The organism is gamma proteobacterium symbiont of Axiagastus rosmarus (genome assembly GCF_059730925.1).
This window is the reverse complement of the sequence record NZ_AP035925.1, coordinates 136,139-159,187: the sequence shown is the minus strand read 5'-3', so window position 1 is coordinate 159,187 and position 23,049 is coordinate 136,139. Positions and strand designations below refer to the sequence as shown.

Annotated in this window: 16 protein-coding genes, 4 tRNA genes, 3 rRNA genes and 1 riboswitch; of the genes, 4 read left to right on the top strand and 19 right to left on the bottom strand. The window is 55.7% G+C overall.

What is annotated here, in order from left to right; translation table 11 throughout:
• Window positions 1-8: 8 nt before the first annotated feature.
• From ilvM to ilvL, 3 genes are all read right to left on the bottom strand, one after another.
• Entirely contained in the window at window positions 9-266 is a 258-nt protein-coding gene (gene ilvM, locus AC6I8F_RS00745; protein WP_008106624.1) for an acetolactate synthase 2 small subunit, read from the bottom strand.
• Window positions 263-1,909 carry an acetolactate synthase 2 catalytic subunit gene (gene ilvG / locus AC6I8F_RS00740; RefSeq protein ID WP_498028389.1) on the bottom strand — a complete coding sequence of 549 codons (1,647 nt, stop codon included), beginning with the start codon at window positions 1,907-1,909 and terminating at the stop codon, window positions 263-265. Before ilvG ends, ilvM begins: the two co-directional genes overlap by 4 nt.
• Before the next feature lie 149 nt (window positions 1,910-2,058).
• Window positions 2,059-2,157, bottom strand: a complete 99-nt coding sequence (gene ilvL, locus AC6I8F_RS00735) for an ilv operon leader peptide (RefSeq protein ID WP_071813600.1) — start codon at window positions 2,155-2,157, stop codon at window positions 2,059-2,061.
• Between the two features lie 328 nt (window positions 2,158-2,485).
• On the opposite strand from ilvL, the gene AC6I8F_RS00730 reads away from it, so the two are divergent.
• On the top strand, window positions 2,486-4,006 hold the full coding sequence (locus AC6I8F_RS00730) for a YifB family Mg chelatase-like AAA ATPase (protein ID WP_058775137.1): 1,521 nt from the start codon (window positions 2,486-2,488) through the stop codon (window positions 4,004-4,006).
• Between the two features lie 28 nt (window positions 4,007-4,034).
• Here the strand turns inward: AC6I8F_RS00730 and AC6I8F_RS00725 are convergent, their stop codons facing one another.
• A complete protein-coding gene (locus tag AC6I8F_RS00725) occupies window positions 4,035-4,373 on the bottom strand; it encodes a MaoP family protein (protein ID WP_021507919.1) in 339 nt (112 codons plus the stop codon).
• Window positions 4,374-4,494: 121 nt separating this feature from the next.
• On the opposite strand from AC6I8F_RS00725, the gene hdfR reads away from it, so the two are divergent.
• A complete protein-coding gene (hdfR, locus tag AC6I8F_RS00720; protein ID WP_031279770.1) occupies window positions 4,495-5,316 on the top strand; it encodes an HTH-type transcriptional regulator HdfR in 822 nt (273 codons plus the stop codon).
• A gap of 104 nt (window positions 5,317-5,420) precedes the next feature.
• Here hdfR and AC6I8F_RS00715 read toward each other — a convergent pair.
• The 9 genes from AC6I8F_RS00715 to btuB form a co-directional block, all read right to left on the bottom strand.
• Window positions 5,421-5,496 (bottom strand) — tRNA-Trp (locus AC6I8F_RS00715).
• A gap of 8 nt (window positions 5,497-5,504) precedes the next feature.
• Window positions 5,505-5,581 (bottom strand) — tRNA-Asp (locus AC6I8F_RS00710).
• A gap of 100 nt (window positions 5,582-5,681) precedes the next feature.
• Window positions 5,682-5,797, bottom strand: a 5S ribosomal RNA gene (rrf, locus tag AC6I8F_RS00705).
• A gap of 197 nt (window positions 5,798-5,994) precedes the next feature.
• A 23S ribosomal RNA gene (locus tag AC6I8F_RS00700) occupies window positions 5,995-8,898 on the bottom strand.
• A 198-nt stretch (window positions 8,899-9,096) separates the two neighbouring features.
• Window positions 9,097-9,172 (bottom strand) — tRNA-Ala (locus tag AC6I8F_RS00695).
• Window positions 9,173-9,321: 149 nt separating this feature from the next.
• Window positions 9,322-9,398 (bottom strand) — tRNA-Ile (locus AC6I8F_RS00690).
• 74 nt (window positions 9,399-9,472) lie between these two features.
• Window positions 9,473-11,014: ribosomal RNA gene (locus AC6I8F_RS00685) — 16S ribosomal RNA — on the bottom strand.
• The 16S, 23S and 5S rRNA genes sit together here with 4 tRNA genes alongside, the layout of an rRNA operon.
• A 395-nt stretch (window positions 11,015-11,409) precedes the next feature.
• Window positions 11,410-12,261 (bottom strand): glutamate racemase, encoded by an 852-nt coding sequence (gene murI / locus AC6I8F_RS00680; RefSeq protein ID WP_040679621.1) that lies wholly within the window; start codon window positions 12,259-12,261, stop codon window positions 11,410-11,412.
• Entirely contained in the window at window positions 12,206-14,086 is a 1,881-nt protein-coding gene (gene btuB, locus AC6I8F_RS00675) for a TonB-dependent vitamin B12 receptor BtuB (RefSeq protein ID WP_414057187.1), read from the bottom strand. Before btuB ends, murI begins: the two co-directional genes overlap by 56 nt.
• 68 nt (window positions 14,087-14,154) lie before the next feature.
• Window positions 14,155-14,336, bottom strand: a riboswitch (cobalamin riboswitch).
• 112 nt (window positions 14,337-14,448) lie between these two features.
• Between btuB and trmA the strand changes: the two genes are divergently transcribed.
• On the top strand, window positions 14,449-15,552 hold the full coding sequence (gene trmA, locus AC6I8F_RS00670) for a tRNA (uridine(54)-C5)-methyltransferase TrmA (protein WP_150361685.1): 1,104 nt from the start codon (window positions 14,449-14,451) through the stop codon (window positions 15,550-15,552).
• A 34-nt stretch (window positions 15,553-15,586) separates the two neighbouring features.
• On the opposite strand, the gene AC6I8F_RS00665 is transcribed toward trmA, so the two are convergent.
• Window positions 15,587-15,943, bottom strand: a complete 357-nt coding sequence (locus AC6I8F_RS00665; protein WP_021506823.1) for a YijD family membrane protein — start codon at window positions 15,941-15,943, stop codon at window positions 15,587-15,589.
• Window positions 15,944-15,961: 18 nt separating this feature from the next.
• Entirely contained in the window at window positions 15,962-16,606 is a 645-nt protein-coding gene (gene fabR / locus AC6I8F_RS00660) for an HTH-type transcriptional repressor FabR (protein WP_031279587.1), read from the bottom strand.
• A 193-nt stretch (window positions 16,607-16,799) separates the two neighbouring features.
• On the opposite strand from fabR, the gene sthA reads away from it, so the two are divergent.
• Window positions 16,800-18,200, top strand: a complete 1,401-nt coding sequence (gene sthA / locus AC6I8F_RS00655; RefSeq protein ID WP_021506825.1) for a Si-specific NAD(P)(+) transhydrogenase — start codon at window positions 16,800-16,802, stop codon at window positions 18,198-18,200.
• Here the strand turns inward: sthA and oxyR are convergent.
• The 4 genes from oxyR to AC6I8F_RS00635 form a co-directional block, all read right to left on the bottom strand.
• Window positions 18,183-19,100 (bottom strand): DNA-binding transcriptional regulator OxyR, encoded by a 918-nt coding sequence (gene oxyR / locus AC6I8F_RS00650; protein ID WP_021506826.1) that lies wholly within the window; start codon window positions 19,098-19,100, stop codon window positions 18,183-18,185. The genes sthA and oxyR overlap by 18 nt on opposite strands.
• 295 nt (window positions 19,101-19,395) lie before the next feature.
• Window positions 19,396-20,271, bottom strand: coding sequence for an Ig-like domain-containing protein (locus AC6I8F_RS00645; protein WP_150361686.1), 876 nt, complete (start codon window positions 20,269-20,271; stop codon window positions 19,396-19,398).
• A 100-nt stretch (window positions 20,272-20,371) separates the two neighbouring features.
• Window positions 20,372-21,751, bottom strand: a complete 1,380-nt coding sequence (gene argH, locus AC6I8F_RS00640) for an argininosuccinate lyase (protein WP_141496796.1) — start codon at window positions 21,749-21,751, stop codon at window positions 20,372-20,374.
• A gap of 74 nt (window positions 21,752-21,825) precedes the next feature.
• Window positions 21,826-23,043 carry an argininosuccinate synthase gene (locus tag AC6I8F_RS00635; protein ID WP_021506829.1) on the bottom strand — a complete coding sequence of 406 codons (1,218 nt, stop codon included), beginning with the start codon at window positions 23,041-23,043 and terminating at the stop codon, window positions 21,826-21,828.
• Between the last annotated feature and the right edge of the window lie 6 nt (window positions 23,044-23,049).

Sequence of the window (23,049 nt, the reverse complement as noted above, 5' to 3'; positions counted from 1 at the left end):
TTTGGCGACTAAGCGCGGATTTGTTGTGTTGTCTGTTGCTGGATCTCGACACAGGCGACATCCATAAGTTTGCTTAACTGCGAAGACAGTAAATCGACAGAGCGCTGGCTGGCAACGGTCATTTCGATATTAATGTTCTCCGCATTGACGGCGGACGCCATATTCATCGCGCAGACCTGGAAGCCACGGTGACGCACGACGCGCAAAATGCGCTCCAATATTTCAGGGCGAAAGCGGGCTTCGATAGACAATTGATGCTGGTTCATACGGTTTTCTCCATCATGTTTGCGTTGCTGGCACCCGGCGGTACCAGTGGCCAGACGTTTTCATGCTCATCAATCGCAACATGCAGGAAGTAAGGACCTTCACTGTTCAGCAGAGCATCAATCGCGGCGTCGACCTGATCTTTACGGCTAATGCGCTGGCCCGGAATATCAAAGGCGCTGGCCAGCGTGAGGAAATCGGGGTTATCGGTGAGGATGGTTTCGCTGTAGCGACCATCAAAGAACAGCTGCTGCCACTGGCGAACCATGCCAAGACGCTGGTTGTCCAGCAGCAGGATTTTTACCGGCAGCTGCTTACGCTTGATGGTGCCCAGCTCCTGAATATTCATCATGATTGAGCCGTCACCGGACACGCAGATAACGGTGTCATCCGGACGGGCAACCTGCGCGCCCACCGCAGCCGGCAGCCCAAAGCCCATGGTGCCCAGACCGCTGGAGGTGATGAAGTTTTCCGGCGCGCTGAAGCGCATGTGCTGCGCCGCCCACATCTGGTGCTGGCCAACGTCGGTGGTTACCACCGCGCTGTCAGGTTTACGATCTGACAACTGCTTCAGCAGCAGCGGCGCGTAGATCGCCTCGCCAGGATGGTCGTAACGCCACGCGAACTCCGCGTTCATCGCTTTAACTTCAGTACGCCAGCCGTCGATCTGCAGCGGCATGCTCAGCGCCGGCAACACCTGGTTGAGGTCGCCCTGCAGTGAAACGTGAGCGCGACGTAGTTTGTTTAATTCCGCCGGATCGATATCGATATGAATGACGCTGGCGTGCGGCGCGAAGGTATCCAGCTTACCGGTGACGCGGTCGTCGAAACGTGCGCCGACGGCAATCAGCAAATCACAGGATTGCACCGCCAGGTTGGCCGCTTTGGTGCCGTGCATGCCGAGCATACCAAGATAGAAATCGCTGCTGGCTTCGGCGCTGCCCAGCCCTTTCAGGGTAGAAACCATCGGGATGCCGGTCTCCTGCGCCATAGCCCGCAGCGCCGGGACGGCCTGCGCCATGCCGACACCGCCGCCGATATACAGCATCGGTTTTTGCGCCTGCGCCATCAGCGCGCGCGCTTCGGCAATGTGCTGCGGTGAGTGGCTCAGTGCTTCTTCAACCGGCAGCAGGTGCGGCGTCAGGTCACCGCTGGCAATCTGAATATCTTTGGGGATGTCGACCAGCACCGGTCCCGGACGGCCGGACTGCGCGATGGCGAAAGCTTCCGCCATCACCGAGGGTAAATCATCCAGCGATTCAACGAGGAAGCTGTGTTTAGTGCAGGCTAATGACAGGCCAAGAACGTCGATCTCCTGAAAGGCGTCGGTACCGATAAACGCTGAAGAGACCTGCCCGGTGATGGCGACAACCGGAACGGAATCCATCATCGCATCGGCCAGTCCGGTGATCAGGTTGGTGGCGCCCGGTCCGGAAGTCGCAATGCAAACCCCGGTTTTGCCGGTCGCACGCGCATAACCGATCGCTGCCATCACCGCACCTTGTTCATGACGACACAGTAGATGTTCCACGCCGCCATCGTAGAGCGCATCGTACACTGGCATGATTGCTCCGCCAGGATAACCAAACACTGTGTCGACACCCTGCGCGCGTAAAGCCTGAACTACCCACTGTGCACCTGTCATGGTTATTCTCCTGTATTCCTGCTGGAACAACAGAATTTTATGCTACTGCTCATAATCTGTTCCTCGCTGATTCGCTGATATTTCGTCTGGTCGAAAAAAAACCCCCGGACCTTACGGTGCGGGGGTTTTTCGAATTCCAGGCTTGATTTTTAAGCCTTTCTTTCTCCAAGCGTAGCCCCGCACGGTGGGTTAATAATCACCACCACGCTAATCACGACTAGGCTAATCACTTGTAGAAGGGCTTTCATGTGTCGTCTGTTTTTTCGTTAGTTCGAAGTAATACCTACAGAGTTACCATAGTTAGCAGGGGATTTACAATAATTTTCATCGGAAAATTTTATGACGCGCGCAGCTGACGTGCGTTATCGCTTTGTAAGTAAAAGGTTATTCGCATTTGTGATAATTATTCATTACGCCCGCGACGCAACCGTTATTTTGCTTTTGCGATCTGGCTGCGAAAATTAATGAACAGGATGAAAAGCGCAGCGATTTTCCTGAATACCGCTTCAGGATGATAGTTTCAGCGGTCGCCGTGTGGATTTTTTTCAGCAAGGATAAAGGCAACAAGGAGCGGTTATGTCTTTATCGAAAGTATTAACACGCGCGGCGCTCGGAGTGCAGGCTCCACTGGTGACGATTGAAGTGCATATCAGCAACGGTCTGCCAGCATTGACGCTGGTAGGTCTGCCGGAAACCACCGTCAAAGAAGCCCGCGAACGCGTGCGCAGCGCCATTATCAATAGCGGTTTCACCTTTCCGGCGAAGCGCGTCACCATTAACCTCGCGCCAGCTGATTTACCTAAAGAGGGTGGGCGCTACGACCTGCCCATCGCTATCGCCATTCTCGCGGCCTCAGAGCAGCTGCCAGGCGATAAACTGGCCCATTATGAGTTCCTGGGTGAGCTGGCGCTAAACGGCGCGCTGTGTGGCGTTCAGGCCGCGATTCCTGCTGCCATGGCGGCGCTGCAGGCCGGACGTCAGATGGTCTTAGCGGAGCAGAATCAACAGGATGTCGGCCTGATACAACAGGGTGAAACGCTGGTGGGCAAGCATCTGGTGGAGATCTGCGCTTTCCTGCATAACCAGACGGCGCTGACGGTCGCCCATTACCAGCCTGAAACGGTGCCGCACGAGCAGCAGGACCTGAGCGATATTATTGGCCAGCAGCAGGGACGGCGCGCGCTGGAAATTACCGCCGCCGGTGGCCATAACCTGTTGCTGCTGGGCCCGCCCGGCACCGGTAAGACCATGCTGGCAACCCGACTGCCCGGCATTATGCCGCCGCTGGATGACCAGGAAGCGCTGGAGTGCGCCGCAATTGCCAGCCTGGTCAGCAGCGGTACGCTACATCATCAGTGGCGTAAACGGCCGTTCAGAGCGCCTCATCACAGCGCATCGCTGTATGCGCTGGTCGGCGGAGGATCCCTGCCGCGGCCGGGCGAAATTTCGCTGGCGCACAATGGGGTGCTGTTTCTTGATGAACTGCCCGAGTTTGAGCGCAAAGCGCTGGATGCGTTACGCGAACCGATTGAGTCCGGTGAAATCGCCATTTCCCGTTCCCGCGCCAAAGTCACTTTCCCTGCGCGCTTTCAGCTGATTGGTGCAATGAATCCCAGCCCGACGGGCCATTATCAGGGGAATCATAATCGCTGCACGCCGCAGCAGGTGCTGCGCTATCTCAGCCGGCTGTCTGGCCCGTTTCTGGATCGCTTCGACCTGTCGCTGGAGATTCCGCTGCTACCGGGCGGCTCGCTCAGCCAGAAGCAGCAGCACAGCGAAACCAGCGCGCAGGTGCGCGCCCGCGTACTGGCCGCCCGGGCGATACAGATGGCACGCGCGGGCAAAGTGAATGCGCAGCTGTCTAATCCGGAGATCGCCCGTGATTGTGTGTTACAGCAGCAGGACGCGGAATGGCTGGAGGAGATCCTGAATGCACTGGGATTATCGGTGCGTGCATGGCAGCGCATCTTAAAGGTGGCGAGAACCATCGCAGATTTAGCGGGTGAACGGCAGATTACGCGTCAGCATCTGCAGGAGGCGGTGGGATATCGCAGTATCGATCGTTTACTGATTTACCTGCATAAAAGCCTGGAATGACAACGGGGCTGAAATCAGCCCCGTCATGTTAATCGTCGCTATCGCTGAAGTCTTCCACCGTGTCCATCTGCGGTTTACCGCCGGACAAGGTATGAAAACGTTTCGGACGCTTGATACGTGCAGTGTATTTTGACCAGACACGTTCAGCCTCAGTCTGCGGCTCACGCAGACCACGACAGACTTCAATAAACAGACGCTCTTCTTCGGTCTCCGGATCGCGTTTAGCGAGATCCAGTTCGTTGAAAGCGTATCCGTGGCGTTCCAGAAGCTGAGCTTCTTTAATGGTGAAGTCACCATGACGCGAAAAACCACGAGGGTAATGTTTGTTATCAAAGAAACGATTAGTTGTTGCGAAGCTGTCCGCCATCTTACACGCTCCTGATTCTCATATGGCCGTGCTATTTATGGCGCGGAGTATTAGATAGGCTTGACAGAGTGTAAAACAAAACATTTAAATCAGTACGACAAACATTTTTTGGGAGAATGCTGTGGATACGGAATTACTGAAAACTTTCCTCGAAGTGAGCAGAACGCGTCATTTCGGGCGTGCTGCTGAAGCGCTTTACCTCACGCAATCTGCCGTTAGTTTTCGCATCCGTCAGCTGGAAAATCAGCTGGGCGTTAATCTTTTTACCCGTCACCGCAATAATATCCGGCTGACTTCAGCAGGCGAGCGCTTATTGCCCTACGCTGAGAGCCTGATGAGTACATGGCTGATGGCAAAGAAGGAGGTTTCGCATACCCAGCAGCACCATGAGCTATCAATCGGTGCCAGTGCATCGCTCTGGGAAGCGTATCTTACGCCCTGGCTGCAGACGCTATACGAGAACCGGGAGAGCCTGCATCTGGAAGCACGTATTGCTCAGCGCCATTTGCTGGTCAAGCAGTTACATGAGCGCCAACTCGATTTGCTGATCACCACCGAAGCGCCAAAAATGGATGAACTCACCAGTCAGCAGATCGGTCATATTTCACTCGCGCTCTTTCGCGCACGCAAAACTGAAAAGCGTGAAAAATATGATTACATCAAACTCGAGTGGGGCGCGGATTTCCATCAGCATGAAAGTTATCTTTCCAGTGATGACGTACCGGTATTAACTACCACTTCAGCACATGTGACCCGCGAATTGCTGCATACCACGGGAGCCTGCGCTTTTTTACCTGATTTCTGGCACGGCATTTACAGCGATTTGATGGTTATTCCAGACACACCTGTCGCAGTGCGACCGTTATATGCGGTATGGCTGCAGAATAGCGATCAACAGGCACACATTCGTCAGCTGCTTAAATATCCGGTCCTGACTCACTGAAGCAATAATTGAGGGAGTTTGAGTGGAAGAAATGAAACTCAGGCTCTTGCCTGTGCCGAATTTCAGGCAAAAAAAATCCTTTGCCGAAGCAAAGGATTATTTTCTGGCAGGGGCGGAGGGACTCGAACCCCCAACACCCGGTTTTGGAGACCGGTGCTCTACCAATTGAACTACGCCCCTAATTAGGGTGGCGGAACGGACGGGGCTCGAACCCGCGACCCCCTGCGTGACAGGCAGGTATTCTAACCAACTGAACTACCGCTCCACCGATTCTGTACTGATATCAGACCGTCGCTGATTTCAGGTGTTTCGCCCTTTCCGCGTCACCGGGAAGGTCACGACCCGATTAGGGGTCTTAAATTGATGCCTGGCAGTTCCCTACTCTCGCATGGGGAGGCCCCACACTACCATCGGCGCTACGGCGTTTCACTTCTGAGTTCGGCATGGGGTCAGGTGGGACCACCGCGCTGTTGCCGCCAGGCAAATTCTGTTTTCGTCCGCGTCTTTCGCGCTCTGACTGCGTTGCCCCGCTCGCGCCGCTCAGTCACATACTCGTGTATGCTCCTTCACGTCGTCTCGCGTGCCGCCCTGTCACAGCACAAAATCCACTGGACGTAATCCGGTGAACAAAGCTGAAAATTCTTTCGGTCTCTCAGACCAAAACGCCTCTGGCGTTGTAAGGTTAAGCCTCACGGGTCATTAGTACCGGTTAGCTCAACGCATCGCTGCGCTTACACACCCGGCCTATCAACGTCGTCGTCTTCAACGTCCCTTCAGGACCCTTAAAGGGTCAGGGAGAACTCATCTCGGGGCAAGTTTCGTGCTTAGATGCTTTCAGCACTTATCTCTTCCGCACTTAGCTACCGGGCAGTGCCATTGGCATGACAACCCGAACACCAGCGGTGCGTTCACTCCGGTCCTCTCGTACTAGGAGCAACCCCCCTCAATTCTCCAGCGCCCACGGCAGATAGGGACCGAACTGTCTCACGACGTTCTAAACCCAGCTCGCGTACCACTTTAAACGGCGAACAGCCGTACCCTTGGGACCTACTTCAGCCCCAGGATGTGATGAGCCGACATCGAGGTGCCAAACACCGCCGTCGATATGAACTCTTGGGCGGTATCAGCCTGTTATCCCCGGAGTACCTTTTATCCGTTGAGCGATGGCCCTTCCATTCAGAACCACCGGATCACTATGACCTGCTTTCGCACCTGCTCGAGCCGTCACTCTCGCAGTCAAGCTGGCTTATGCCATTGCACTAACCTCCTGATGTCCGACCAGGATTAGCCAACCTTCGTGCTCCTCCGTTACGCTTTGGGAGGAGACCGCCCCAGTCAAACTACCCACCAGACACTGTCCGCAGCCCGGATTACGGGCCTACGTTAGAACATCAAACATTAAAGGGTGGTATTTCAAGGTTGGCTCCACGCAGACTGGCGTCCGCGCTTCAAAGCCTCCCACCTATCCTACACATCAAGGCTCAATGTTCAGTGTCAAGCTATAGTAAAGGTTCACGGGGTCTTTCCGTCTTGCCGCGGGTACACTGCATCTTCACAGCGATTTCAATTTCACTGAGTCTCGGGTGGAGACAGCCTGGCCATCATTACGCCATTCGTGCAGGTCGGAACTTACCCGACAAGGAATTTCGCTACCTTAGGACCGTTATAGTTACGGCCGCCGTTTACCGGGGCTTCGATCAAGAGCTTCTCCTTGCGGATAACCCCATCAATTAACCTTCCGGCACCGGGCAGGCGTCACACCGTATACGTCCACTTTCGTGTTTGCACAGTGCTGTGTTTTTAATAAACAGTTGCAGCCAGCTGGTATCTTCGACTGGCCTCGGCTCCGGGAGCAAGTCCCTTCACCTACGCGCCAGCGTGCCTTCTCCCGAAGTTACGGCACCATTTTGCCTAGTTCCTTCACCCGAGTTCTCTCAAGCGCCTTGGTATTCTCTACCTGACCACCTGTGTCGGTTTGGGGTACGATTTCGTGTTACCTGGAGCTTAGAGGCTTTTCCTGGAAGCAGGGCATCAGTTACTTCACCGCCGTGGCGGCTCGTCATCACGCCTCAGTGTTAAAGAAGACCGGATTTGCCTGGTCTTCACACCTGCACGCTTAAACCGGGACAACCGTCGCCCGGATAACCTAGCCTTCTCCGTCCCCCCTTCGCAGTAACACCAAGTACAGGAATATTAACCTGTTTCCCATCGACTACGCTTTTCAGCCTCGCCTTAGGGGTCGACTCACCCTGCCCCGATTAACGTTGGACAGGAACCCTTGGTCTTCCGGCGAGCGGGCTTTTCACCCGCTTTATCGTTACTTATGTCAGCATTCGCACTTCTGATACCTCCAGCATGCCTCACAGCACACCTTCAGCGGCTTACAGAACGCTCCCCTACCCAACAACACATAGTGTCGCTGCCGCAGCTTCGGTGCATGGTTTAGCCCCGTTACATCTTCCGCGCAGGCCGACTCGACCAGTGAGCTATTACGCTTTCTTTAAATGATGGCTGCTTCTAAGCCAACATCCTGGCTGTCTGTGCCTTCCCACATCGTTTCCCACTTAACCATGACTTTGGGACCTTAGCTGGCGGTCTGGGTTGTTTCCCTCTTCACGACGGACGTTAGCACCCGCCGTGTGTCTCCCGTGATAACATTCTCCGGTATTCGCAGTTTGCATCGGGTTGGTAAGCCGGGATGGCCCCCTAGCCGAAACAGTGCTCTACCCCCGGAGATGAGTTCACGAGGCGCTACCTAAATAGCTTTCGGGGAGAACCAGCTATCTCCCGGTTTGATTGGCCTTTCACCCCCAGCCACAAGTCATCCGCTAATTTTTCAACATTAGTCGGTTCGGTCCTCCAGTTAGTGTTACCCAACCTTCAACCTGCCCATGGCTAGATCACCGGGTTTCGGGTCTATACCCTGCAACTTAACGCCCGGTTAAGACTCGGTTTCCCTTCGGCTCCCCTATGCGGTTAACCTTGCTACAGAATATAAGTCGCTGACCCATTATACAAAAGGTACGCAGTCACACCCTAAAGGTGCTCCCACTGCTTGTACGTACACGGTTTCAGGTTCTGTTTCACTCCCCTCGCCGGGGTTCTTTTCGCCTTTCCCTCACGGTACTGGTTCACTATCGGTCAGTCAGGAGTATTTAGCCTTGGAGGATGGTCCCCCCATATTCAGACAGGATACCACGTGTCCCGCCCTACTCGTCGGACTCACAACCTGTGCATCTTCGTGTACGGGGCTGTCACCCGGTATCGCGCGACTTTCCAGACGCTTCCACTGATGCACAAGCTGATTCAGGTCCTGGGCTGCTCCCCGTTCGCTCGCCGCTACTGGGGGAATCTCGGTTGATTTCTTTTCCTCGGGGTACTTAGATGTTTCAGTTCCCCCGGTTCGCCTCGTTAACCTATGTATTCAGTTAACGATAATGCACAAGTGCATTGGGTTTCCCCATTCGGACATCGACGGCTGTAGCGGTTCATATCACCTTACCGTCGCTTTTCGCAGATTAGCACGTCCTTCATCGCCTCTGACTGCCAGGGCATCCACCGTGTACGCTTAGTCGCTTAACCTCACAACCCACAGGCGTTTTGCAACGCTGTCTGTTGTAAGCATTTGAGAGACCCGAACGCATCGCCATTTCATTCTTATTACGGAGAATGAACACGACGCGTCGTTTCAAATTTTCAGCTTGTTCCGGATTGTTAAAGAGCAAATACTTCGCAGCACACCGTCGCCGGTATACTCTGAAGTAAGTTTCAGTACTGTAATGGTGGAGCTAAGCGGGATCGAACCGCTGACCTCCTGCGTGCAAGGCAGGCGCTCTCCCAGCTGAGCTATAGCCCCATACAGTCACTGCAGAGACCATCTACATCCACTCACCAGGAGTCACGTTTCTCACACGGGAAATGTGATTTCGTCTCAGGCAAGGCATGTTTTCGCGAAGCATAGTGAACTATGCGAGCCGGAAACATAACGCGGCATGAGAAGAAATCTGGTAGGCCTGAGTGGACTTGAACCACCGACCTCACCCTTATCAGGGGTGCGCTCTAACCACCTGAGCTACAAGCCTGTAGAGGTTTTTTCTGCTCGTTACTTTTCTATCAGACAATCTGTGTGAGCACTTCGCGGGAAGGTATCTTCAGGTAAGGAGGTGATCCAACCGCAGGTTCCCCTACGGTTACCTTGTTACGACTTCACCCCAGTCATGAATCACAAAGTGGTAAGCGCCCTCCCGAAGGTTAAGCTACCTACTTCTTTTGCAACCCACTCCCATGGTGTGACGGGCGGTGTGTACAAGGCCCGGGAACGTATTCACCGTAGCATTCTGATCTACGATTACTAGCGATTCCGACTTCATGGAGTCGAGTTGCAGACTCCAATCCGGACTACGACGCACTTTATGAGGTCCGCTTGCTCTCGCGAGGTCGCTTCTCTTTGTATGCGCCATTGTAGCACGTGTGTAGCCCTGGCCGTAAGGGCCATGATGACTTGACGTCATCCCCACCTTCCTCCGGTTTATCACCGGCAGTCTCCTTTGAGTTCCCGACCGAATCGCTGGCAACAAAGGATAAGGGTTGCGCTCGTTGCGGGACTTAACCCAACATTTCACAACACGAGCTGACGACAGCCATGCAGCACCTGTCTCAGAGTTCCCGAAGGCACCAAAGCATCTCTGCTAAGTTCTCTGGATGTCAAGGCCAGGTAAGGTTCTTCGCGTTGCATCGAATTAAACCACATGCTCCACCGCTTGTGCGGGCCCCCGTCAATTCATTTGAGTTTTAACCTTGCGGCCGTACTCCCCAGGCGGTCGACTTAACGCGTTAGCTCCGGAAGCCACGCCTCAAGGGCACAACCTCCAAGTCGACATCGTTTACGGCGTGGACTACCAGGGTATCTAATCCTGTTTGCTCCCCACGCTTTCGCACCTGAGCGTCAGTCTTCGTCCAGGGGGCCGCCTTCGCCACCGGTATTCCTCCAGATCTCTACGCATTTCACCGCTACACCTGGAATTCTACCCCCCTCTACGAGACTCAAGCCTGCCAGTTTCAAATGCAGTTCCCAGGTTAAGCCCGGGGATTTCACATCTGACTTAACAGACCGCCTGCGTGCGCTTTACGCCCAGTAATTCCGATTAACGCTTGCACCCTCCGTATTACCGCGGCTGCTGGCACGGAGTTAGCCGGTGCTTCTTCTGCGGGTAACGTCAATCGGCAAGGTTATTAACCTCACCGCCTTCCTCCCCGCTGAAAGTACTTTACAACCCGAAGGCCTTCTTCATACACGCGGCATGGCTGCATCAGGCTTGCGCCCATTGTGCAATATTCCCCACTGCTGCCTCCCGTAGGAGTCTGGACCGTGTCTCAGTTCCAGTGTGGCTGGTCATCCTCTCAGACCAGCTAGGGATCGTCGCCTAGGTGAGCCATTACCCCACCTACTAGCTAATCCCATCTGGGCACATCCGATGGTGTGAGGCCCGAAGGTCCCCCACTTTGGTCTTGCGACGTTATGCGGTATTAGCTACCGTTTCCAGTAGTTATCCCCCTCCATCGGGCAGTTTCCCAGACATTACTCACCCGTCCGCCACTCGCCACCCAAAGAGCAAGCTCTTCTGTGCTGCCGTTCGACTTGCATGTGTTAGGCCTGCCGCCAGCGTTCAATCTGAGCCATGATCAAACTCTTCAATTTAAAGTTTGATTTGCTGCAACGAGTGCAGCGATGCTCTGTGAATTAAACTTCGTAATGAATTACGTGTTCACTCAGCAAAGACTTGATATTTTTTACGTCCGGAGACGCTGATATCAATCCTGCGAGTGCCCACACAGATTGTCTGATAAATTGTTAAAGAGCAGTGCCGCGATTTCTCAAGCGGCGCGGGATGCGTATATTACGCTTTCCGCTTTCTCAGTCAAGCATTTATTTTTGCTTTTCTGAAGGTTGCCGTGAAAGGCCACCTCACTAACAGGGCGCTTCGTAAGCCGTTGTGCCGTGTCAGTGGAGGCGCATTATAGGGAGTTCTTTCGGGCTGACAAGGGCTAAATGCAAATTAATTTTCGAGTGCTGTTTTTTTCGGCGAAAGCCCGTCAAATCGCCAGTTTTTCCAGCAGCGGGAAGCCATAACGCTGCAAAACCGGTGATAATTGCACCACTTCGTCATCCATACGCGTACAAAATGCCACATTCTGTCCGCTGGAACGCGCCTGAGGCGCTTCGTGCTCTAACAACCAGGCGGTGCGCCGTGCAATGGCTGCGCCCGAATCCACCAGCCGGGTGCCATCAGGCAACACCTGCTGCAGCTCTTCACGTAACAGCGGGAAATGGGTACAACCCAGCACCACGGTATCCGGCGGCTCTTTCATACGCAGCCACGGTTGTACTGCGCGACGCACATCGTCCAGCGACACCGTTTCTCCGTGCAGTTTGGCTTCCGCCAGTTCGACCAGTTCCGCCGACCCCAGCATTTCGATTTTACATTCGCGCGCAAACTGCGCCACCAGCTCATGGGTGTAAGGTCGTTTCACCGTGCCGCGCGTGGCCAGCAGGCCGACTACGCCGTTACGCGTCAGACGGGCCGCCGGTTTAATCGCTGGCACGACGCCAACGACCGGGAATTCAAAGCGCTGACGCAATGCTGGCAGCGATACAGTACTGGCGGAGTTACAGGCGATGACCACTAACGCCAGCGGCACGCGCTGCACGATAGCCTCCACCACCGCCACGACCCGCTCAACAATGTACTCTTCGCTTTTTTCACCGTAAGGGAAGCCGGCATTATCGAAGGCATAGAGATAGTGCAGGCCCGGCAGCAGTTGCCGGACCTCATCATAGACGGAGAGCCCACCGACGCCGGAGTCAAACACCAGCACGGTGGGGCGCAGATCAGAAGCTGTAGCTGGCGCTGAGATAGTACTCCGTTCCTGGAGTTTGATAGCCATACACTGTCTCGTAGTCTTTATCGAACAGGTTGGCAATTCTACCACGAACGGTGAGCTGTGATGTGACCGGATACGAAACTGCCAGATCCCATAAACTTACACCGCCCAGTTTGACGCGCTGCGGGGTAAAGGAGTGGTTGTAATCCGTATCATAGCGATCGCCGAGATAATGATAGGTCAGTGACCAGTCAAACTCATAAATCGTCCAGTCGAGCTGGTATTTCACCTGCTGCTTCGCACGGCGCACCAGCGGTTGATCGGTTTCAGCATCGCGCGCATCGACATAGTCGTAAGAAATCTGATGGCTAAGCGGACCGGTATCGAACGACGCCGTGGCTTCTACGCCCTTAATGCGCGCTTTATCGATGTTGTAATAGATATAGGTGGTGGGATCGCTATCAATCAGATTATCGATATCGTTACGATAACCGGATACGCGCCAGTTTACCGGCCCGGTCAGGCCAGAGAAGCCCGCTTCCCACTGTTTACTCTCTTCCGGCTTCAGGTCGCTGTTGCCATAAGAACCATACAACTGGCCGAGACGAGGCGCTTTATACGCCGTCGCGTAATTGGCAAACACGCTATAGCCATCAACAAACGCCCACGACGCCCCGCCCTGCCAGGTGCCGTGCCAGCCAAACTGGCTGTTGTCGTCACCGCGTACCGCGCCTTCCAGCGTTACGCTGCCCAGCTGCTGCTGGGTGGTGGCATAAATGCCGGTGTTACGCAGCTCAGTACTGTCAGCCACGTAAGCGGTGCCGGGTTCCGTGGTCTGTTTCTGCCAGTCCACGCCCGCGCTTACGCTGCCCTGCGCCACCTGCAACGTATTGCCCCACTGCACATTGTACTGCTTGCTGTCATCCAGCGTGGTCGACGGGCCGTAGCGGCCTGTACGCGGATCATAGTTATAATCTTTGCTGCGGCTGTAGCTGGCGATCAGCTGCGTCGAATAAATGTCGTTGCTGTAACGCAGGCCGCTGTCCCAGGTCTGGCTGTAGAGCTGGCGGGTATCGTTTAATCCGTTGATGTTAAAACTGTTATCGTAGCTGTAGGTGCCGTCGTAGGCCGTACGGTTGTCAAAACCGTAGCCGCGAACAAAGCCGCTCAGCCCGTCACTGAACTGGTGCTCCAGCGCGCCATACAGTGTCTTGTTCATGAAGCCATCGCGATCTTTCTGCGCCGGATCGCCATACACATCCGGCAGGTTTGCCACCACATCATAGCCACGCGTATAGGTGTAGTTGCCCGCCATGGTCAGCTTCGTGGCTGCGCCCAGCTGCTGCTGGGTAGAACCTTCATAGTTTTGATAGCCTTTCGAGCCCACGCCCGCGCTCAGCGTCGTGCCCGGCTTATCACGACCGGTGATGATGTTCACCACGCCGCCAATCGCATCGGAACCATACACCGCCGAGCGCGCACCGCGCACATATTCGATGCGCTGAACCAGAGAAAGCGGAATCTGGCTTAAATCAGACGATCCGGACACACCCGCCTGGTTTAGCCGGATACCGTCGATGAGTATAAGTACGTGGCTGGAGTTGGTGCCGCGCACAAACAGCGAGCTCAACTGGCCGAGGCCACCGTTCTGCGCGATGTCCACGCCAGGCAGGCGACGCATGACGTCCGTCAGGCTTTTAGCCTGCCAGCGATCGATATCGTCGCGGGTCACGACTGTCGTCGGCGCGAGAACGGAGGAAACCGGCTGCAAAAACCGGTTGGCGGTAACGATTTGCGTATCATCATTCTGCTGCGCGTAGCCAGATTGCGCCCAGAGCGACAACGCCGTTGCACTAAAGGCAAACAGCGAAGCGTGTGTTGTTTTCATTGTTATAGCATCCAAAAGACGAAGCAGGATGCCGCAGGTCCGGGATCGATAGCACGCGATGATCTCAGAAGTTGCGACGTCACACCGGCAGGTCTTCGGGCTGGGAATCATAAGTGGTGAAGACTTCCCATCCGCGAGGACAGTGTCTGCAATTGCGATCACCACGACATTCTTTTACCGCTGCGCGTCAGCTCCAGATTCACACTGGATTCCCTTTTAACTCAAGGAGGCCGGCAGCCGCAGTCTACGTTTAAGAAGGCCGGAAATCCAGACTGCCAGCCTTCCTGCACTGTCCGGGACTGGACATCAGCAGGTGAATGCCTACAATCGCCCGGCAGGCAGGCTTAACACCAGGATTGAAGATGACACCCGAACAACTCCCGATTGAACAATACGACGCGCAACTGGCGGAAAAAGTCAGCCGCTTACAGGCGATGATGGCCCCCTACGCAGCGCCCGACGTGGAGGTGTTCCGCTCGCCGGTCAGCCACTATCGTATGCGCGCCGAATTCCGCATCTGGCACGACGGTGACGATCTTTATCACATCATCTTCGATCAAGAGACCAAACAGCGTATCCGCGTCGATCAGTTTCCGGCGGCCAGCCAGTTGATCAACACGCTGATGCCAAAGTTGATCGCCGCGATCCGCGATAATCGCGCGCTGCGTTTCAAACTGTTCCAGATCGATTATCTCTCCACCCTCAGCAACCAGATCGTGATTTCACTGCTGTATCACCGCAAGCTGGAAGCCGACTGGACCGAAGCCGCGACTGCGCTGCGCGATAGTCTGCGTGCAGAAGGGTTTGATGTGCAGCTGATTGGCCGTGCCACGAAAACCAAAATCTGCCTCGATCGCGATTACGTCGATGAGCGCCTGCCGGTAGCCGGCCAGGAGATGATCTATCGTCAGGTGGAGAACAGCTTCACCCAGCCGAATGCGGCGATGAATATTCAGATGCTGGAGTGGGCGCTGGACGTGACGCAAGATTCGCGCGGCGATCTGCTGGAGCTGTACTGTGGTAATGGCAACTTTTCGCTGGCGCTGGCGCGTAACTTCCGTCGCGTACTGGCGACGGAAATCGCCAAACCGTCGGTGGCTTCGGCGCAGTACAACATCGCGGCCAACCACATCGACAACGTGCAAATTATTCGTATGGCAGCCGAAGAGTTTACCCAGGCGATGAACGGCGTGCGCAGCTTTAACCGTCTGGAAGGCATCGATCTCAATAGCTATCAGTGCGAGACCATCTTTGTCGATCCGCCGCGCAGCGGGCTGGATGACGAGACGGTGAAGATGGTACAGGCCTATCCGCGTATTATCTATATTTCCTGTAATCCGCAGACGCTGTGCGACAACCTCAGCGTACTGAGTGCCACGCATAACATCACGCGGCTGGCGCTGTTTGACCAGTTCCCTTACACCCACCATATGGAATGCGGTGTGTTACTGACGCGAAAAGCCTAAAAAAACGGGAACCCTGCGGTTCCCGTGATTGTTTTCAGTGCTTGTTCTTGCTGCGGCGGAAGCGCATGGCGATCCAGAACACCAGCGCCACCATCAGAATGGTCGGGATGAAGTTAGACCCGATATCCGGATATTCGGCACGCACCAGCGCGCTGTACACCAGGATCCCCAGCAGAAAAAATGCCGCCGCCAGCGAAGGCATGCCGTCCGGCATATTGCGGTTGAGATAGCGCTGATGCAGACACCACGCGGCAAGGCCAAGGGCGATCAGCGGGAAAATCGAAAAGGGAACAAAGGTGCTGAACAGCACCGAAAAGGAGCCGTTGATAGCTAAACCGGTGATAAAAGCCAGTAACAGCGTTCCTTTATCGCGAGGGTTTTGCTCAATCATTTCATTATCCTTATCACATTACTCTTCGGGGGTTTCCAGGGTAACCGCCAGGCGCTCTTGCTCCCGGCGATACCAGTAATACGCGCCTTTGGCGATCATTCGCAGCTGCAGCACCAGACGCTCTTCCAGTTTGCGCCGCTGTTCGATATCCACATCCAGCGCTTCCGCGCCGGCGCTGAACACAATCGTCACCATCGCTTCCGCCTGCGCTTCGGTAAAGCTGCGCGGCATGCGGTTTTCCAGCTCAAGGTAGTCGGCCAGTTCAGCGATAAAGTGCTGAATCTCCCGCGCGACCGCCGCACGAAAAGCCGCTGAGGTGCCGGAGCGCTCGCGTAGTAAGAGACGAAAAGCGTTGGGATTGTTCCCGATGAACTCCATAAACGTGGCGACCGAGGTTTTAATGATGCTGCCGCCTTTGGCAATGCGCTGGCGCGCCTGGCGCATCAGCTGGCGCAGCATCAGGCCACTTTCATCGACCATCGTCAGGCCGAGCTCATCCACATCGCGAAAGTGACGGTAAAACGAGGTCGGTGCAATGCCGGCTTCGCGCGCCACTTCGCGTAAACTCAGGCTGGCAAAACTCCTTTCTGCACTTAACTGACTGAATGCCGCTTCAATCAGTGAACGTCGTGTACGTTCTTTTTGTTGCGCTCGAACGCCCATTTTCCCGGCCTTGTGAGTAATCAGGCAGGTACTATAACAAACTTTTCAGCGTACAGCGGCGCAAAGTTTGTGACCGCCTGTTAACCTCACTGATTGTCAAACTTTGCCAATTTACGCTGTTAGAATTCAGATGTGCGCGGCGAGATGTTAGAATCTCGTTGTAAAAATGTATAGAAACATAGGACGTACTGGTATGCAAAAGTCTTACGATTACGATGCCATTGTGATTGGCTCCGGTCCGGGCGGCGAAGGTGCGGCGATGGGGCTGGTGAAGCAGGGAGCGCGCATTGCAGTGATCGAACGCTACCACAACATCGGCGGCGGTTGTACTCACTGGGGAACCATCCCTTCCAAAGCTCTGCGTCACGCTGTCAGCCGTATCATCGAGTTCAATCAAAACCCTCTTTATAGCGATCACACCCGACTCCTGCGCTCCTCGTTCGCCGACATTCTGAATCATACTGAGAACGTCATCAGCCAGCAGACTGCCATGCGTCAGGGCTTTTACGAGCGTAACCGCTGTGAGCTTTATCAGGGCGACGCCCATTTTGTTGATGCCAACACCATCGAAGTGGAACAGCCAGACGGCACGCGCGAGCGCTTAACCGCAGAGAAGTTTGTCATCGCCTGTGGTTCCCGCCCGTATCACCCGGCGGACGTCGATTTTACCCACCCGCGCATTTACGACTCCGACTCCATCCTCAACCTGCATCATGAACCCGGCCACGTCATCATTTATGGTGCGGGCGTGATTGGCTGTGAATACGCGTCGATTTTCCGCGGTCTTAACGTCAAGGTTGACCTGATCAACACCCGCGATCGCCTGCTGGCGTTCCTCGATCAGGAGATGTCTGATTCGCTCTCTTATCACTTCTGGAACAGCGGCGTGGTGATTCGTCACAACGAAGAGTTTGAGAAGATTGAAGGTGTCAGCGATGGCGTCATCATGCACCTCAAGTCCGGCAAAAAGGTCAAAGCCGATTGCCTGCTGTACGCTAACGGCCGTACCGGTAATACCGATTCACTGGCGCTGGAAAACGTCGGGCTGGAAGCCGATGGCCGTGGACTGCTGAAAGTGAACAGTATGTATCAGACCGCACAGCCGCATATCTATGCGGTGGGCGACGTGATTGGCTACCCGAGCCTGGCCTCTGCCGCTTACGATCAGGGCCGCATTGCTGCGCAGGCGATAATCAAAGGGGAAGCCACCGCGCACCTGATTGAAGATATCCCGACCGGGATTTACACCATTCCGGAAATCAGCTCCGTCGGCAAAACCGAACAGCAGCTGACGGCGATGAAAGTGCCGTATGAAGTGGGCCGTGCACAGTTTAAGCATCTGGCGCGCGCGCAGATTGTCGGCATGCACGTCGGCAGCCTGAAGATCCTGTTCCACCGCGAAACCAAAGAGATTCTGGGTATTCACTGCTTTGGCGAGCGTGCGGCGGAGATCATTCACATCGGCCAGGCCATCATGGAGCAGAAGAACGGCGGTAACACGATTGAGTATTTCGTGAACACTACCTTCAACTACCCCACCATGGCCGAAGCCTACCGCGTGGCGGCGTTAAACGGCTTAAACCGCCTGTTTTAACGAACGGTCCAGGTAACCCTGCATGTGGGTTTTAATTGCTTCTGCCAGCTGCTCATAGCGGCTGCGCAGAGGCGATCCCGGACGATACACCAGCGCGATGGTGCGCTGCGGCACCGGTTTGTAACACGGCAGATAGCACACGCCATCACGCACGCGCTCATTCGGTACCGCCAGCGACGGCAGCAAAGTGATACCGCTGCCGGCTGCTACCATGTTGCGCAGCGTTTCCAGGCTGGTCGCGCGAAAATGGGTATCTTCATCAGCGCCGGCTTCGAAGCAGAAGCCCATCGCCTGATCGCGCAGACAGTGACCATCTTCCAGCATCAGCAGTTTCTCACCGGCCAGATCCGACATCGGCACGCGATCGCGATCGTGCCACGGGTGATCCTGATAGATCGCCAGCTTCATCGGTTCATCAAACAGCGGCACTTCAATAAAAGCTTCGCTCTCTTTTACCAGCGCCAGAATCGCGCAGTCGAGCTTACCGCTGTCGAGCTGCGCCAGCAGCTGCTGCGTTTGCGCCTCGTGCAGATACATCTCGAGTTTCGGGAAGGTCTGATGCAGCATCGGAATAATATGCGGCAGCAGATAGGGACCGGTGGTCGGAATCAGACCAATGTGCAGCGGCCCGGACATGGTTTCGCCCTGCTGGCTGGCCATCTCCTTCAGTACCTTCACTTCACGCAGCACGGTTCGCGCCTGATCCACCAGCAGCAGTCCAGCCTGAGTAAACAGCACCTTACGGCTGGTCCGTTCCAGCAGCATCACACCCAGTTCATCTTCCAGCTTGCGAATCTGCCCGCTCAGGGTCGGCTGGCTGACATGACAGGCATCAGCGGCACGACGAAAGTGGCGATGTTCCGCCAGCGAAACCAGATATTCCAGATCACGAATGTTCATTGATAGCCTCCAAACCACGATAGCCCGTGGCGATAGATAGAATAGCAATGAACGATTAGCCCTATCAAGCGGTGAACAGGAATAATACCGGCCATCTGATTAAGACCAAAGATTGTTAAAGCGGCTAACGCAGACACGCAACAACAACAATCTGGAGCAGCACCTGCAACCTGCTCACGAAATCACTGAGTTGGCCGGGAGTGCCAGCCCTTTGATGATGTGCCTATAACTATATGTAATTCCGAAGCTAGAGGTTGGCGGGCTACTTAAAGCCCGCTTTTTTTTTGCCTCTGCATCACAGTGGCACATCACCCAGCAACTGCTGCAAATCCTGCTCCGTCAGCACCAGGGAGTGGCCGACGATACCGGACTGCGTCAGCTCCTGCTGCAGATCGTCATTATTCAGCACCAGCTCATACTGCTGCGTGGCCGGGTTAAGCTCCGCGTCCTGGAACAGGTTAACCGGCACGCTGGCCAGCAGGTCGTGCAGATGCAGGCCGCTGAGTGCCTCCGGCCGGGCCACATCTCCCGTAATATCATCCGCAACGATCAGGCTGACCGGCGCACTGACATTCCCTGCGCCGCATGTCACCACGATCTGATGCTCGCCAGCGGCCAGCGCATGAGACGGCGTAAAGGTCCATTTGTGATCGCTATCGACCAGCGTGCTGCCGAGCGGCTCATCGTTATCAAACAGCTCAACCCGGCTGCCGGGCTGGCCTTTACCGGAAAAGGTCGGCTGGGTTTGCGTGGTGCTCTCTTCCGGCCAGATAAACTGCGTGCCGCTGTGCATGGCGGTTAGCGTGACCGGCACAAAACCGGCGTCTTCGACGATCAGCGTGAAAGGCGCGCTGGCGCTCTGCGGCATTGCCGCCACCTGTGCCACGAACTGATGACTCCCGCCCGCCAGCGCGGCAGGCAGCGTAAAACTGAAGTAGCCGGTCTGAGCATCGCTGAGCGTGCTGCCCACTAACTCGCCGTGATGGTAACACTCAAGCGTGACGCCACGGCCGGCATAGCCGTTCAGCGCAGGGCGCGTATCGCGGGTGATTTCGCCATCGACAATAAAACCGCCGTCATTCACCGAGGCGGAATCGAAGGTGACAGGAACCTGGTTTTCAACGGCCGGCTCCAGAGGAAAGAAAGGGTAGCCAAAGCGTGAAGTGCTCATTTATGTTCTCCAAATTAACTGCGAGCACACTTTAAGAACTCTTCACGCCAGGCCGATCAAGAATTGTCTCTTTTTTGCGAAAGAAATTTCCTGGCGCGCATTACGCCAGGTTTAAGCGCTGCTTCGCTTCGCCGATCGCCAGCGCCACCTGCTGTGGTGCCACGCCGCCGCGCGCGTTACGCTTATCGAGACAAGACTGCAGCGACAGCACCGGATAAACATCCTCCCCGATCGCCGCGCTAAACTGCTTAAACTGCGCCAGACTCAATGCCTCCAGCGCGACGCCTTGTTTGATCGCTTCCACCACGGTTTCGCCGACAATGTGGTGCGCTTCGCGGAACGGCACGCCTTTGGCTACCAGATAATCGGCCAGTTCGGTCGAGTTAGCGTAACCCTGCTCGGCGGCTTCCTGACAGCGCGGACGCTTCACCTGAATGCCGTCCAGCACCAGCGCTGACATATGCAGGCAGTCAAGCCAGGTATCGAGCGCATCGAACAGCCCTTCTTTGTCTTCCTGCATATCTTTGTTGTACGCCAGCGGCAGCCCTTTCAGCGTCATCATCATGCCGGTCAGTGCGCCCTGCACGCGACCGCACTTGCCGCGGATCAGCTCCAGCGCGTCCGGATTTTTCTTCTGCGGCATCAGCGATGAGCCCGACGTCACTTTATCGGACAGCTCAATAAAGCCGGCTTCACCGGTGTTGAAGAAGATCATGTCTTCAGCGAAGCGCGACAGGTGCACCATGCCAATCGAGGCATCAGACAGCAGCTCCAGCACGTGATCGCGGTCTGACACGGTATCCAGGCTGTTACGCGTGGCAGAGGCGAAGCCGAGCCAGCCGGCCAACTGCTCACGGTCAATCTCATAAGCAGTACCGGCCAGCGCGCCGCAGCCCAGCGGGCTGACATCCAGCCGCTTCAGCGTATCCTGCAGACGGCTCTCGTCGCGCGCCAGCATCTCAACGTAGGCCAGACACCAGTGGGCAAACGTCACCGGCTGCGCCCGCTGCAGGTGGGTGTAGCCCGGCATCACGGCATCCTGATTGGCTTCAGCCGTGGCTACCAGCGCTGACTGCAGCTCGCGCGTAGCTTCCAGCAGCAGCGCCACCTGCGTTTTACACCACAGTTTGAGATCGGTCGCCACCTGGTCGTTACGGCTGCGCCCGGTGTGCAGCTTTTTGCCCAGCGCGCCGACTTTATCGATCAGCTTGCCTTCCACCCAGCTGTGAATATCCTCGGCATCGCTCTGCAGAATCTGCTGCGGGTTGGCGCGAACCTCTTCCAGCAGCGCATTCAGCGCGGCTTCCAGCTGCTGCTGCTCTTCACTGCTCAGCACGTTTACCGTTACCAGCGCTTTTGACCAGGACACCGAACCGATGATGTCCTGCTCCGCCAGGCGGTAGTCAAACCGCAGTGAATCGTTGAACTGTTTAAACCGTTGATCTGCCGCCTGTGAAAAACGTCCGCCCCAAAGTGCCATCTGCTTGCTCCTGAATCTGTTAAACAAAGGGCGGCCCGAAGCCGCCCCTGCAAAATATGTCGCCTGCCGCGGTGTTACTTCTTCTGCTCGTTCAGCGCGCGAATGCGTGAAGAGAGCGAGAACAGACGGATAAAGCCGCCCGCGTGACGGTGATCGTACACTTCGTCTTCGCCGAAGGTGGCAAACTCTTCTGAGTACAGGCTGTTCGCCGATTTTTTCTGGATCGCCGTGGCCTGGCCTTTGTACAGCTGCAGTACCACTTCACCGTTCACCAGCTCTGCCAGCGATGCGGCAGCGGCCTGGATTGACTGACGCAGCGGTGCGAACCAGCGGCCGTCATACACCACGTAAGACATCTCCTGACCCAGCTGTTCACGCCATTTAAAGCTGTCGCGATCCAGTACCAGCTGCTCAACCGCACGCAGCGCGTTAACCATGATGGTGCCGCCAGGGGTTTCGTAGCAGCCGCGTGATTTGATGCCCACCAGACGGTTTTCCACGATATCAATCCGGCCCACGCCGTGTTTCGCTCCCAGCGCATTGAGTTTTTCCAGACACTGGAACGGGCTCAGTTTCTCACCGTTCACCGCGACAACCTGGCCTTTCTCCACGCTGACGGTGACGTTTTCTGGCTGATCCGGCGCTTCCAGCGGATCGACGGTCCACACCCAGCAATCTTTGTTCGGCGCGTTCCACGGGCTCTCCAGCACGCCACCTTCGGTCGAGATGTGCCAGGCGTTCTCATCACGACTGTAGATTTTTTCCAGCGACGCGGTGGTCGGAATATTGCGCTCTTTCAGGTAATCCAGCAGCGCTTCACGCGAACGCAGGTTCCACTCACGCCATGGTGCCACCACTTTAAGCTGCGGTGCCAGCGCGGTATAGGTGGTTTCGAAACGCACCTGATCGTTGCCTTTACCGGTTGCGCCGTGGCACAGCGCGTCTGCGCCCACTTTCAGCGCCAGTTCAACCTGCGCTTTGGCGATGATAGGACGCGCCATTGAGGTGCCCAGCAGATAGGTGCCTTCGTACAGCGCACCGGTCTGCAGCACCGGGTAAACGTATTCGCTGATAAACTCTTCACGCAGATCGACCACGTGGCACTCAGACGCGCCCGACTGCAGCGCTTTCTTCTCTACGCCTTCCAGATCGGCCGGATCCTGACCAATGTTGGCCACGAACGCCACCACTTCACAACCACCGTAGTTCTCTTTCAGCCAGGGAATGATGGCCGAGGTATCCAGACCGCCCGAGTAAGCCAGAACGATTTTTTTGATGTTTTGCGTGCTCATGTCGTA

Excerpts from the sequence above, each read along its gene's own strand:
- ilvM (WP_008106624.1), bottom strand. The coding sequence starts at position 266 with ATGAACCAGCATCAATTGTCTATCGAAGCCCGCTTTCGCCCTGAAATA.
- AC6I8F_RS00665 (WP_021506823.1), bottom strand. The coding sequence starts at position 15,943 with ATGATTGAGCAAAACCCTCGCGATAAAGGAACGCTGTTACTGGCTTTT.
- ilvG (WP_498028389.1), bottom strand. The coding sequence starts at position 1,909 with ATGACAGGTGCACAGTGGGTAGTTCAGGCTTTACGCGCGCAGGGTGTC.
- ilvL (WP_071813600.1), bottom strand. The coding sequence starts at position 2,157 with ATGAAAGCCCTTCTACAAGTGATTAGCCTAGTCGTGATTAGCGTGGTG.
- sthA (WP_021506825.1), top strand. The coding sequence starts at position 16,800 with ATGCAAAAGTCTTACGATTACGATGCCATTGTGATTGGCTCCGGTCCG.
- fabR (WP_031279587.1), bottom strand. The coding sequence starts at position 16,606 with ATGGGCGTTCGAGCGCAACAAAAAGAACGTACACGACGTTCACTGATT.
- AC6I8F_RS00730 (WP_058775137.1), top strand. The coding sequence starts at position 2,486 with ATGTCTTTATCGAAAGTATTAACACGCGCGGCGCTCGGAGTGCAGGCT.
- btuB (WP_414057187.1), bottom strand. The coding sequence starts at position 14,086 with ATGAAAACAACACACGCTTCGCTGTTTGCCTTTAGTGCAACGGCGTTG.
- trmA (WP_150361685.1), top strand. The coding sequence starts at position 14,449 with ATGACACCCGAACAACTCCCGATTGAACAATACGACGCGCAACTGGCG.
- AC6I8F_RS00635 (WP_021506829.1), bottom strand. The coding sequence starts at position 23,043 with ATGAGCACGCAAAACATCAAAAAAATCGTTCTGGCTTACTCGGGCGGT.
- AC6I8F_RS00645 (WP_150361686.1), bottom strand. The coding sequence starts at position 20,271 with ATGAGCACTTCACGCTTTGGCTACCCTTTCTTTCCTCTGGAGCCGGCC.
- oxyR (WP_021506826.1), bottom strand. The coding sequence starts at position 19,100 with ATGAACATTCGTGATCTGGAATATCTGGTTTCGCTGGCGGAACATCGC.
- murI (WP_040679621.1), bottom strand. The coding sequence starts at position 12,261 with ATGGCTATCAAACTCCAGGAACGGAGTACTATCTCAGCGCCAGCTACA.
- argH (WP_141496796.1), bottom strand. The coding sequence starts at position 21,751 with ATGGCACTTTGGGGCGGACGTTTTTCACAGGCGGCAGATCAACGGTTT.
- AC6I8F_RS00725 (WP_021507919.1), bottom strand. The coding sequence starts at position 4,373 with ATGGCGGACAGCTTCGCAACAACTAATCGTTTCTTTGATAACAAACAT.